The organism is Streptomyces sp. ADI95-17 (genome assembly GCF_003846175.1).
GTDB lineage: Bacteria > Actinomycetota > Actinomycetes > Streptomycetales > Streptomycetaceae > Streptomyces > Streptomyces sanglieri.
Genome location: NZ_ML123049.1, coordinates 594,561 through 606,409, shown reverse-complemented (window position 1 = coordinate 606,409; position 11,849 = coordinate 594,561). Strand labels below are relative to the sequence as shown.

Genomic DNA, 11,849 nt, shown 5'->3' with positions numbered 1-11,849 from the left:
CGGGCGGCGGGCGGCGGGCAGATCAGTAGTGGCCCGTCCGGCCGTCCAGGAGCTCCCTGATGGCGTCCAGGTGGCCCGCGTGCCGGGCGGTCTCCTCGATCATGTGGAACATGATCCAGCGCAGGCTCGCGCCCGACGCCTCGAAGTCCGGGTGTCGGCCCACGTCGTCGAGCGACCGTCCCGCGAAGATCTCGTTCGACACCGCGACCTGCCGGTCGTAGTCGTCGAGAAGCTTCGCGAGCGGAACGCCCTCGACCCTCATGTCGGAGTCCTCGGGCTCGTCGAACACCGGCCCCACGGCCGGGCGGCCCAGCAGGACGACCTCGAACCAGAGGTGCTCGGCCCAGCGGAGGTGTGACATGACACCTGCCGTCGTCATGAGCGGCGAGGACGGCAGAACGGCGCGGTGCGCGTCCGCCTCCGACAGCTCCTCGCACTTTCATCGGGCCGTCGCCCGCTGCGTGTCGAGCCAGCCGACGAGCTGGGTCCGCTCGTCCGCTTCGAAGTCGGGGCGCACGCGGGAGGGGTACGAGGAGGGCGGCATGGGCATCGACACTACCCGCGGCGATGTCACATGGCACCTCACGTGCCGGCGGACACGACCGCCGAACTCCCCCTCCCCCCGGGCCTGTCGCCCTGATACCTTGGCCGCCATGTTCCTCTCCCGTGCGTAGGACCCCGTACTGACCGCACCCCCGCTTCCGCCGGGTGCGGCACTTCGGTGTCCCCGCATGCCCGCAGCGCCCTCTGCCGCGCTGCCCTCACAAGGAACAGATCGATGCTTTCGCCATCACCCATGCCTTCACGCACGCCTTCGTACGCCACCGTCCTGCGCACCCCTCATGCCACCCGCACCTTCGGCGCCGCCCTGCTGGGGCGGCTGTCGTACGGGATGGTCTCCCTTTCCCTGATGCTGGCAGTGAACGCCTCCACCGGCTCCTACTCCGTCGCCGGGGCTGTCATGGCGGTGTTCGGGGCGACCAGCGTCTTCCTCTCCCCCGCCCGTGCCGCGCTGATCGACCGGTACGGGCCGCGCCGGGTCCTGCCGCCGCTGGCCGGCCTCTACGCGGTGCTGCTCGCCGCGCTGGCGTACGCCACCTGGCGGCCGGGGGCCCCGGCGTTCCTGCTGGGGGTGCTGACCGCCGCGGCGGGGGCCTCCACTCCACCGCTGGGGCCGGTGATGCGGACCCTGTGGAGCGACCTCGTCGCCGACCGGGAACTGTTGCGGCGCGCCTACAGCCTGGACGGTGTGGCCGAGGAACTCCTCTTCGTCAGCGGCCCGTTGCTGGTGGGCCTGGTCGTCAGGTCCGCCCCGCCCGCGGCCGGGGTCGCGATCAGCGCCGCGCTGGTCTTCGTGGGCACGCTGGCACTGGTCTCCTCACCGGCGGTGCGCGGCAGGGGTTCGGCGGCGCCCGAGGAAACGGCGGCCGGTACGGACGTCCCGCCGGCCGGGCGGCGGCTGCTCGGCATCGCCGGGCTGCGGCGCGCGGTGCTGGTGACGGCGGCCGTTGGGCTGTGCCTGGGAGGTCTGGATCTGCTGGTGGTGGCGTTCGCCGAGCAGCGTCACCAGAGCGGGGCGGTGTCATGGGTGCTCGCCGCGCTCTCGGCCGGAAGCGCGGTCGGTGGACTGGCCTACGGCGCCGTCTCCTGGCGGGCGTCGAACCGGGTGCGGCTGCCGCTGCTGGCCGTCGGCCTGGGCGTCACCATGGCCGGAGCGGGGCTGTCGCCCAATGTCTACGTCCTGGTCGTGGTCACCGCGGTGGCCGGGCTGTTCATCGCGCCCGCCCTGACCACCGCGTACCTCATCGCGGACGAGTCGGTGGGCGCGGGCAGCCGTACGCAGGCGGGTGCCTGGGTGAACACCGCGATCAACGCGGGGTCATCGGTGGGCGTCGCGGTGGTGGGCCTGCTGGTGGACCACCTGTCGCCGGCCGTCTGCTTCGCGGTCGCGGCGGTCCCCGCGCTGTTGTGTGCGGCCGTGGTGACTCGCGGCTCGACGGACGGCGGTACGGTCAGCCGGTCGTGACCGGCTGACCCGGCACTCCCGGTCCGCCGTCCGCGAGCCATTGCTCCCAGACGGCGGCCAGTTCCGCCTCGGCGGCCGGCGCCACCGTGTCCAGCAGCCGTACCTGCGCACCCGGCCCCGCCAGGTCCGTGCGGTACGGGTGGGGCCGGCCGCCCGGGGCGGTGCCGAGGGCGGTGACCGAACCGATGACGCGGTTGGGGCCCAGGATGCCGGGGAGTTCACGCGTTTCCGGGTCCATGAGATCCAGGTCCTCGACCAGCAGCTCACCGCCGTCGTACGTGGCATGCGTCATCGCCCGCACACCGCCGCCCCGCTCTCCGGAACGCCCGAGGACCAGGGTGTCGCGCCACAGCATGCGCGCCCCGGCCGCCAGTGACACCTCCATCGAGCGCTCGACCCGGGCACCCGCCGAGATCACGAACGGCCGTGCGTCCCAGTGGAGTTCGCCGCCCTCGGCGATGTCGACGCGGGCCCGCCAGCTCGACGTGCCGCCACGGTGGTCGTACGCGACCAGGCCGGACGGCTCGACCAGCTCCAGCCGGGCGCCGGGGCCGACCGAGACGTCCAGCCGCAGATCGTCGCCCGCGAGCAGGCCCGCCCGGGTGCCGACCAGCGCGATCCGCAGACGGTCGGGGGACGGCAGCAGGGGCCGGGGCGCGAGGAAGGCGCCGGGGCGCAGTTCCCGGGCGATGTGGCGGCCCGAACAGTCGAGCTCCACGGTGACGACCGTGGGCTCGGCGGACTCCCCGGTCACGAGCCGTCGTGGCTGTGGCTGTGGCTGTGGGGCGCCATCGGGCCCGGGTCCGTGGGGACATGGGTTCCGGAGCGGTGACGCACGAGCAACTCCCGTACCCAGTCGGTGAGTTGGGCCACGGAAGCCGGGTCGTGCCTGGAGAGCGCGAGGACCGGCAGGCCGTCGCGGGCCCGCGACGCGTCGGCGACCATCGCCGCTACGTCGACCTCCACGTGGGGCGCGAGGTCGGTCTTGTTGATGATCAGGAGGTCGGCACCGGTGATGCCGGGGCCGCCCTTGCGGGCGACATCGCCGCCGCCCGCGACATCGATGCAGAAGAGCTGGGCGTCGGCGAGGGCCGGGCTGAAGGTGGCGGTGAGGTTGTCGCCACCGCTCTCCACGAGCACCAGGTCGAGCGGTCCGTACGCCTCCTCAAGGTCCTCGACCGCGTCGAGGTTGGCGCTGACGTCGTCCCGGATCGCGGTGTGCGGGCAGGCGCCCGTCTCGACGGCCCGGATGCGCTCGGTGGGGAGCACTCCGGCCGAGCGGAGGAACCGGGCGTCCTCGTCGGTGTAGATGTCGTTGGTGACGACGGCCATGGCGAGTTCGCCGGCCAGCTCCCGGCAGAGGGTGGCGAGGATCGAGCTCTTGCCCGTGCCGACCGGCCCGGCCACACCGAGGCGCAGGGCGCGCCGGGGGTGGCCGTCGGGAAGGTGCGGGGTGTTGTGGTCGGGGTGCCGGTCGGGCGTGGTGTCGGGGTGCCGGTCAGGCGTGGTGTCGGGGTGCCGGTCAGGCAAGGAACAGTCTCCGTTCTCGTTGTGCGTGTTCGAGCGCCCACTGTTCGGTGAGCGGGGGTGTACGGGCGGGCAGCCCGGCCGGGGTCCGCACGGCGAGGGCCTCGGCCACCGCGGCCGCCGCGTGCGGCTCGGCGTCGAGGATCCAGACGACCGAGTCCAGCGGGTCGCCGGGCAGCAGCTTGAGCGCCGCGGAGGTGATGGTCTGCAGTTCGTCGTAGACGACGCCCCGCGCCAGCTCCTCCTCCGTGACCCGCATGACGGCCCCGAGCGCGCCGAGGGCGACCGGCCGCAGCGGGCGGGGGCCGATCCCGGACAGGGCGGCGACCGCCGGGTGCCCGGGATCCAGCCTGCGCGCCAGGCGCTGTACGCCGCGCCCGAGCGTCGCCGATGCCTCGCGCAGGGGCGCGGCCGGGGTCCGGGCGGCGAGTGCCTGCTGTACGGGGCCGTAGTCCACCGGGTCCCGCCCGGCGGCCCGCAGGGCGAGTACCGCGGCGGCGGCCTCGGTGACGGCCGCGGTGTGCAGCCGGGCCCGCAGCAGGGCGGGGATCCGGTCCCGGGTGAGGCCCGCCGCGACGGCCGGTTCGAGTCCCGCGCTGTAGGTGTACGCGCCGACCGGGAGCCGTCCGTCCCCGAGCAGCAGGTGTGCCAGGCCGGCCATCAGAACATGGAGTACCGCTGGGCCAGCGGCAGTTCGGTGGCGGGCGCGGGCTCCACGAGCTCTCCGTCGATCCGGATGGCGAAGGTCTCCGGGTCGACGTCGATGTCGGGGAGGGCCGTGTTGTTCGGCAGGTCCGCCTTGGTGAGGTGGCGGGTGGGCCGTACGGCGACCAGCTCCCGTACCAGACCGAGCCGTTCGGCCAGTCCGTCGTCCAGGGCGGCCGGGGCCACGAAGCTGACCGAGAGGTGCGGGGCGGCCTCGGCTGCGGCGGTGGGGCGCATGAGGACGGGCTGGGTGGTGGGGATCGCGGCGTTGGCGTCGCCGAGCGGCGCGTACACCACCATGCCGCCCTTGATGACGGCGGCGGGGCGGATGCCGAAGAAGGCGGGGTCCCAGAGCACCAGGTCGGCGAGCTTGCCCGGTTCGACGGAGCCGACGACATGGTCGATGCCGTGGGCGACCGCCGGGCAGATCGTGTACTTGGCGACGTAGCGGCGGGCGCGTTCGTTGTCGGCGGGCAGTTCGCTGCCGCGGTCGCCGAAGCGCTGCTTCATCACATGCGCGACCTGCCAGGTGCGGCAGACGACCTCGCCGATGCGGCCCATGGCCTGGGCGTCCGAGGAGGTGATGGAGAGTGCGCCGATGTCGTGCAGGACGTCCTCGGCGGCGATGGTGGTGGCGCGGATGCGGGACTCGGCGAAGGCGAGGTCCTCGGGAACGCGCGGGTTGAGGTGGTGGCAGACCATCAGCATGTCGAGGTGTTCGGCGACGGTGTTGACGGTGTGCGGGAGCGTGGGGTTGGTGGACGCCGGGAGGATGTTGGGGTGGGAGGCGACGGTGATGATGTCGGGTGCGTGGCCGCCGCCCGCGCCCTCGGCGTGGAAGACGTGGATGCCGCGTCCGGCGATCGCGTCGAGGGTTCCTTCGACGTAGCCTGCCTCGTTGAGGCTGTCGGCGTGCAGGGCGACCTGGAGCCCATGGGCGTCGGCGGCTTTCAGTGCCGCGTCGATGGCGGCGGGGGTGGCGCCCCAGTCCTCGTGGACCTTGTAGCCGCCGGCCCCGCCGAGCGCCGCCTCGCGCAGGGCCTCTTCGCCGACGGTGGAGCCCTTGGCGAAGAGCATGACGTTGAGCGGGACGCGGTCCAGGGACCGGTGCATCATCGCGAGGTTCCAGGCGCCGGGGGTGACGGTGGTGGCCTTGGAGCCTTCGGTGGCGCCGGTGCCGCCGCCGATGACGGTGGTGGTGCCGGTGGCGAGGGCCTCGTGCAGGGTCTGAGGCATGAGGAAGTGGACGTGGGTGTCGACGGCTCCGGCGGTGAGGATGCGGCCCTCGCCGGAGACCACGTCGGTGCCGGGTCCGATGACCAGGCCGGGGTGGACGCCGTCGCTGATGTCGGGATTTCCGGAGCGGCCGAGCGCGACGATGCGGCCGGCCCGGACGCCCACGTCGGTCTTGACGATGCCCCAGTGGTCGAGGACGACGACATTGGTGATGACGAGGTCGAGGGCGCCGTCGGCGCGTGCGGCGGTGGACTGGGCCATGGATTCGCGGATGGACTTGCCGCCGCCGAACACGGCCTCGTCGCCTCCGAAGCAGCGGTCCTCCTCGACCTCGATCCAGAGGTCGGTGTCGGCGAGGCGGACGCGGTCGCCGGTGGTGGGGCCGTAGAGCGACGCGTAGGCGGCGCGGGTCATTCGTGCCATGTCATATGCCATCCGTTCGGGCGGCGCGGGTCCCCGGCACGACGATGCCGGGCACCTTCCGGAGGCCTCCCAGCTCGACGAGGGTGACCTCGGCGCCCACTCCGGGCTCGAAGCGCAGAGAAGTGCCGGAGGGAATGTCGAGCCGGAATCCTTCGGTCAGGGACCGGTCGAAAGAAAGCGCCGGATTCGCGTCGGAGAAATGCAGATGCGAGCCGATCTGAATGGGACGATCACCGTCATTCACTACGGTCACATGCAATTGAGTGCGAGTGTCATTGATTTTCAGTTCACCGGGTCCGGTCCGGATCTCACCGGGGATCACGGGATCGGCGAGGTGATCGTGACGAGCTTGCGCCCGTCCGGGAAGGTCGCCTCGACCTGGACGTCATGCAGCATCTCGGGAACGCCTTCCAGCACGTCAGCGCGGGTGAGGACATTCCGCCCCGCGACCATCAGGTCACTGACGCGGGCACCCTCGCGGGCGCGTTCCACGGCCCAGCAGGAGAGCAGCGCGACGGCCTCGGGGTAGTTGAGCCGAACGCCACGATCCCGCCTGTCACGAGCGACCATTCCGGCGACGCTCAGCAGCAATTTCTCCGTGTCGGACGGAGTGAGAAACATTGGGAAACCTCCATGGCGGCAGTCCCCGGAATTCCCGGAATCGCCCTGGCCACGTTCCTCTTATAAGCCTCCCGGCCACGCCGTGGCAACTTGCACCGCTCCGCGATAAGTCCCTTTCTGCCCTTATCGCCCACCATATACGGGCAAAGTAGACAAATTTTGTCCATCAAGAAACAGTAAAGAGAGGCGGCCGCACACCCCGGCATGGGGTGCACGGCCGCCTCAAGAGCAAAGCTCAGCAGGTCACTTCAGGCCGAAGGCCCGGATGATCTCCTGATCGACGCCCAGCCCGCCGGCCGCCTCGGCGTGCGCCTTCAGCGAGACGAACGAGCCGGCCTTCTTCGGGGTCTTGAACCGGGCGGTCCAGGAACCGGCCGCGTCCTTGTGGAGCCGCACCGCCTCCCAGGTCTTCCCGTCGTCGTAGCTGACCGACAGCGAGGCCCCGGAGGCCTTCACCGCACCGTCCAGCCACTCCTGCGTACCGGAGGAGAGCCCGACCTCGGTCCACTTGCCGGCCCTGACGTCACCGGCCAGGTCGGTGTCGACCTTGTAGTCCAGCTGGAGCATCGGGATGTCGGCCTGGAACGGGCCGTTCTCGTCCATGGCACCCGAGACGAAGTCCCACTCGGTGTGGGTGCGGGTGGACGTCCGCCACCGGTCGCCGTCGCGGGCGGAGTCGAGGACGAAGCGGTACGGCAGCTTCTCGGGCGAGACGTCCCAGGCGAAGCCCGCCCGGCCCGCGGCCTTCTTGATCAGGGTGTCGCCCTGGTAGAACGCCGTGGTGGTGGTGTCGTACTCGTCCTCCGGCATGGCGCCCGAGTGGCCCGCTCCGGAGTCCGTCCACGGGGTGAAGTTGTACTGGATGTCGTTGTAGACGGACCGGAACGGACCCCAGTAGCCGGTGCCCAGGCGCGGCCGGGTGACCGGCGCGAACCACTGGGCCGGGTAGGTGCGGCCCGCCGTGTAGTCCAGCTCGCCGCTGCGCATCTCCTGCGCGGAACCCGACTCGTCGGCGTTGAGGACCGAGTGGTTCTCGTACCAGAAGGAGGCGCCCGGAAGCGGGGTGACCCACTCGTCGCGGGTGCCGGGGAACTTCTCGTACTCCTCGAAGCCGATGCCCGGACCGTAGTCCGGGATGTCGTAGCGGTAGCCGCCGCCGAGCACGCTCTTGTGGCCGTAGAAGGTGTTCTCCACCTTCGCCAGCTGACGGGCCGACGGGGCGTACGCCAGCGAGCGGTCCGGGACGACGCCGTCGTGGCGGTCGACCAGGTCGTACACGTAGCGGGCGAACCTGCGCTGCTCGATCGTCACCTTCGAACCGTGCCGGGCGGACTCGATCAGCTTCTCGCCCGCCAGGCGCTGGACGGAGGCGACCGGGACGGCGGTCTCGGTGCCGTAGGGGGCGTACGTCTCCATCGCGACGCCGTCGCCGTCGTTGACGACGAAGAGCGCCCTGGCACCCGCGGCCACCGCGTTCGCGGCCCGGTCCTCGGGGGCGACCGCGTCGCTGCGGCGGACGACGACCGCCTTGCCCTTGACGTTCAGGCCCTTGTAGTCGGCCACCGCGCCGTTGCCCGCGAAGACGGCGGCGAGCTTCTGCTCACCGCTCTCCGCGACCGGCGAACCGCCCTGCACGGCCACCGGGACATCACGGCCGCCGGCCGTCAGGTCGATCAGCTTCTCGCCCTGCCGCCAGCGGGTCAGGAACGAGAAACTCCCCTGGGTGACCTTCTTGGTGGGGCTCGCCCACAGCTGGTCGTACGTCAGCGGGATCTGGTACGCGTCGCGCTGGACGGTGCCGTCCGGTGCGGTACGTGCCATGTCATAGCGCAGCTGCCGGGTCTCGGTCTCCTTGGGCGTCCGCACGCTCACCTTGCGGGCCTCGGAGGCGTCGAGGGTGACCGTGGACGGCTTGTCCAGGATGATCTCGGGGGCCGCGAGGAAGGCGAGGGCCTTGGAGTCCGCGCGGTCACCCGCGATGTCGGCGGCCGTCCACGCGGTGTAGTTGCCCGGCGGGAGCCGGAGCGTGGTCTCGCCCGACACCTGGACCGGCATCAGCTGGGGGTCGCCGAGGGCACCGAGGACGACGACGCCGTCCATCGGCTTGCCGCCCCGGTCACGGAGCTGGAGCTTCAGGTCGTACAGCTCCTGTTCCTTGTTCAGGGCGAAGCCGGTGTGGGCGACGGTGGTGCCCGCCGCGTCCTTGGCGACGACCTGGCCGGAGAACCGGGTGTTGTTCGCGACCTTCGACGGGTCCAGCGAGAGCACGGCCTCGGCGGTGGAACCGGCCGGGACGGTGAGCTGCTTCGCCGAGAGGGTGTAGGCGTCGGCGTCCGTGTCCGTCGCCAGGTCGAGCGTGACGTCCTTCGCACCCGTGTTGCGGTACGTGATGGTCCGCTCGGCGACCGGGTCGGACGGGGAGTGCGGCCAGTCGTAGGAGGCGACCGCGACGGAGCCGGTGGCCTCGATCGTGGTGTCGACCGCCGCCTTCACATCGAGCCGGCCGGTGCCCTGCTCGTACGGGGTGTACTGGGCCAGCTGCTTGGACGAGCTCATCAGCGCGTCCTTGATCCGCTGACCGGACCAGTCGGGGTGACGCTGCTTCAGAATCGCCGCCGCGCCCGCGACGTGCGGGGTCGCCATCGACGTACCGGACATCGACTGGTACATGCCTTCGATGCCCGGCACGGACTGGGAGGCGGCCGCGTTGATGTCCACGCCCGGGGCGGAGAGGTCGGGCTTGAGTCCGTACGACCTGACCAGCGGGCCCATCGAGGAGAAGTCCGCGCGGTTGTCCTGCTTGTCGACGGCGGCGATGGTGAGCGCCTTCTGCGCCGAGCCGGGCGAGCCGATGGTGCCCTCGCCGTAGGCGTTGCCCGCGGCGATCACGAACAGCGGGCCGCCGTCGGCGGAAAGGGCGTCGACGGCCTGGGACATGGGGTCGGATCCGTCGTCCGGGATGCTGGAGCCGAGGCTCATGGAGACGACGTCGGCGCCCTCGGCCTTCGCCCACTCCATGGCCTCGATGATGCCGGAGTCGGCACCGGAGCCCTCGTCGCTGAGCACCTTGCCGACGATCAGGCCGGCGCCCGGGGCGACGCCCTTGTTGACGCCCTCGGAGGCCGCGCCGGAGCCCGCGATCGTGGAGGCGACGTGGGTGCCGTGGCCGTTGCGGTCGACGACCTCCTCGCCCGGCACGAAGCTCCTGGTCTCCAGGATGCGGTCCTTGACGTCCGGATGCGTCGCGTCGATGCCGGTGTCCAGGACGGCGACCTTGGAGCCCTTGCCGTCGTACCCCTCGGCCCAGGCCTGCGGGGCGTTGACCTGCGGCACGGAGTCCTTGAGCGCCGCCTCGGCCCGGCCGTCGAGCCAGAGCTTGGTGATGCCGCCGTCCAGCGAACGGGCCGCGGGAGCGGTGGTTATGCCGTTCCAGAAGGTACGGGCGGTGTCCTTGTCCGCCTTCAGCGCGGCGCCGTGGATGCTTTCGAGGGTACGGACCTTCTCGGCACCTCGCGGGGCGGCGGGCAGCGAACGGCCCTTGCCCGCCGGGTAGGTGGCGATCACCGGGATGCCGCCCGACCGCTTGTCGTCGTACCCCATCTTCGCGAGCGCGGAGACGTTGAACAGCCTGCGGTCCAGCTTCCCGGCCGCGAGCAGCGCGGTGGCCTCGTCGGGCAGTACGTAGATGTCGTCGCCGGCCTGCTGGACGTGCACCCCGCCGAACGCGCCGTCGGGGCGGTCCACGGTGACGGTGTCCTGCTTGCCGGCGCCGTCGGTGTAGTGCACGACATCGCCCGTGAGCAGGGTGATGTCGTACTCCTGGACGGAGGGGACGTGGCGGCCGGCGGGCCGGGGCGTGTCCGCGCCCGCGGCTGAGGCGGCGCCGGCCGCGGGGACCAGTGCGCCGCTCATGAGGGCGACCGTGGTCGCCAGCAGCAGCGCTCTGCGCCCCGTACGGGCGGATCTGGCCCGGCCGGAGGCGGAGGAAGGTATAGGAGTCATGCTGCTGATCTACCGGCAAAAGCTCGGCTACGGCTGAGTTGGCACCTGGCGTGAAGCCGCCGTGGCGGCAACCCGCCCCGGGCCGCCGGGTTCCGGAGGCCGGTTCAGGCCACGGAAGTGATCACTCCGGTGGGCGGCTGACCGGCCTCGTGATGGATCGGGGTGTGCGCGCCCTTGAGCGGTACGCCACTGCCGCCGCGCCGGTCGGCGACGATTTCCGCGGCGATCGAGAGCGCGGTCTCCTCGGGGGTGCGCGCTCCGAGATCGAGGCCGATCGGCGAGTGCAGCCTGGCCAGTTCCAGCTCAGTGACTCCGACGTCACGCAGCCGGTCGTTGCGCTCCAGATGGGTGCGGCGCGACCCCATCGCCCCGACATAGGCGACCGGCAGCTTCAACGCCAGTTCCAGCAGGGGGACATCGAACTTGGCGTCGTGGGTCAGGACGCACAGGACGGTGCGCGCGTCGACCTCGGTCTCCGAGAGATAGCGGTGCGGCCAGTCGACGACCAGTTCGTCGGCCTCGGGGAAGCGGGCCTTCGTCGCGAAGACCGGGCGGGCGTCGCACAATGTCACGTGGTACCCGAGGAACTTGCCTGCCCGGACCAGCGCCGAGGCGAAGTCGATGGCCCCGAAGACGATCATCCGGGGCGGCGGGACGCTCGATTCGACGAGCAGGGTGATCGGCCGGCCGCAGCGCGAGCCGTCGGTGCCGATGGTGACGGGGCCGGTGCGGCCTGCGTCCAGCATGGCGCGGGCGTCGGCCGCCGCGGTGCGGTCCAGCTCCGGATGTCCGCCGAGCCCGCCCTCGTACGAGCCGTCGGGGCGTACGAGCAGGGGGCGGCCGAGGAGTTCGCCCGGCCCGTCCGTGATCCTGGCGAGCGCCGCCGCCGTCCCCCGGGCGGCGGCGGCGAGCGCGGCGGCGAACACCGCCTGTGCGGGGTCGTCCGCACGGACCGGTGTCACCAGGATGTCGATGACGCCGCCACAGGTCAGTCCGACCGCGAAGGCGTCCTCGTCGCTGTAGCCGAACCGTTCGCGCACCGCGGCGCCGTCGGTCAGCGCCTGCTCGCACAGTTCGTAGACCGCGCCCTCCACACACCCGCCGGAGACCGATCCGATCGCCGTGCCGTCGCGGTCGACGGCGAGCGCGGCTCCGGGCTGCCGGGGCGCGCTGCCGCCGACCGCCACGACGGTGGCCACGGCGAATTCGCGTCCCTGCTCGACCCACCGGTCGAGCTCCTCGGCGATGTCCAGCATGGCGTCTCTCCTTCTACGGGTGTGCGGAGGGGGCGGGGCCCGGTGCGGACCGG

General features: G+C 71.8%; 9 protein-coding genes and 1 pseudogene. 1 reads left to right on the top strand and 9 read right to left on the bottom strand.

Annotated features, from left to right (window positions below; genetic code table 11):
* Positions 1-22 precede the first annotated feature (22 nt).
* Positions 23-550: pseudogene (locus EES42_RS29440) on the bottom strand (DinB family protein).
* Between the two features lie 246 nt (positions 551-796).
* Between EES42_RS29440 and EES42_RS29435 the strand changes: the two are divergent.
* Complete coding sequence (locus tag EES42_RS29435; RefSeq protein WP_241196648.1) at positions 797-2,026, top strand: MFS transporter; 1,230 nt, start codon at positions 797-799, stop codon at positions 2,024-2,026.
* On the opposite strand, the gene EES42_RS29430 is transcribed toward EES42_RS29435, so the two are convergent.
* The 8 genes from EES42_RS29430 to EES42_RS29395 form a co-directional block, all read right to left on the bottom strand.
* A complete protein-coding gene (locus EES42_RS29430) occupies positions 2,013-2,780 on the bottom strand; it encodes an urease accessory protein UreD (RefSeq protein ID WP_124721303.1) in 768 nt (255 codons plus the stop codon). The genes EES42_RS29435 and EES42_RS29430 overlap by 14 nt on opposite strands.
* Positions 2,777-3,445, bottom strand: coding sequence for an urease accessory protein UreG (gene ureG, locus EES42_RS29425; protein ID WP_124721574.1), 669 nt, complete (start codon positions 3,443-3,445; stop codon positions 2,777-2,779). Before ureG ends, EES42_RS29430 begins: the two co-directional genes overlap by 4 nt.
* Before the next feature lie 103 nt (positions 3,446-3,548).
* Positions 3,549-4,214, bottom strand: a complete 666-nt coding sequence (locus EES42_RS29420; RefSeq protein ID WP_124721302.1) for an urease accessory protein UreF — start codon at positions 4,212-4,214, stop codon at positions 3,549-3,551.
* A complete protein-coding gene (locus EES42_RS29415) occupies positions 4,214-5,917 on the bottom strand; it encodes an urease subunit alpha (protein ID WP_124721301.1) in 1,704 nt (567 codons plus the stop codon). The genes EES42_RS29420 and EES42_RS29415 overlap by 1 nt, the downstream gene beginning before the upstream one ends.
* A 1-nt stretch (position 5,918) precedes the next feature.
* Entirely contained in the window at positions 5,919-6,239 is a 321-nt protein-coding gene (gene ureB, locus EES42_RS29410; protein ID WP_124721300.1) for an urease subunit beta, read from the bottom strand.
* Complete coding sequence (locus EES42_RS29405; RefSeq protein WP_124721299.1) at positions 6,236-6,538, bottom strand: urease subunit gamma; 303 nt, start codon at positions 6,536-6,538, stop codon at positions 6,236-6,238. Before EES42_RS29405 ends, ureB begins: the two co-directional genes overlap by 4 nt.
* Before the next feature lie 243 nt (positions 6,539-6,781).
* Complete coding sequence (locus tag EES42_RS29400) at positions 6,782-10,450, bottom strand: S8 family serine peptidase (RefSeq protein ID WP_241196647.1); 3,669 nt, start codon at positions 10,448-10,450, stop codon at positions 6,782-6,784.
* A gap of 194 nt (positions 10,451-10,644) precedes the next feature.
* Complete coding sequence (locus EES42_RS29395; RefSeq protein WP_124721297.1) at positions 10,645-11,796, bottom strand: XdhC family protein; 1,152 nt, start codon at positions 11,794-11,796, stop codon at positions 10,645-10,647.
* Positions 11,797-11,849: the final 53 nt, after the last annotated feature.

Coding starts and splice junctions, on each gene's coding strand:
- EES42_RS29435 (WP_241196648.1), top strand. CDS start 797: ATGCCTTCACGCACGCCTTCGTACGCCACCGTCCTGCGCACCCCTCAT.
- EES42_RS29420 (WP_124721302.1), bottom strand. CDS start 4,214: ATGGCCGGCCTGGCACACCTGCTGCTCGGGGACGGACGGCTCCCGGTC.
- EES42_RS29415 (WP_124721301.1), bottom strand. CDS start 5,917: ATGGCACGAATGACCCGCGCCGCCTACGCGTCGCTCTACGGCCCCACC.
- EES42_RS29405 (WP_124721299.1), bottom strand. CDS start 6,538: ATGTTTCTCACTCCGTCCGACACGGAGAAATTGCTGCTGAGCGTCGCC.
- EES42_RS29400 (WP_241196647.1), bottom strand. CDS start 10,450: ATGAGCGGCGCACTGGTCCCCGCGGCCGGCGCCGCCTCAGCCGCGGGC.
- EES42_RS29395 (WP_124721297.1), bottom strand. CDS start 11,796: ATGCTGGACATCGCCGAGGAGCTCGACCGGTGGGTCGAGCAGGGACGC.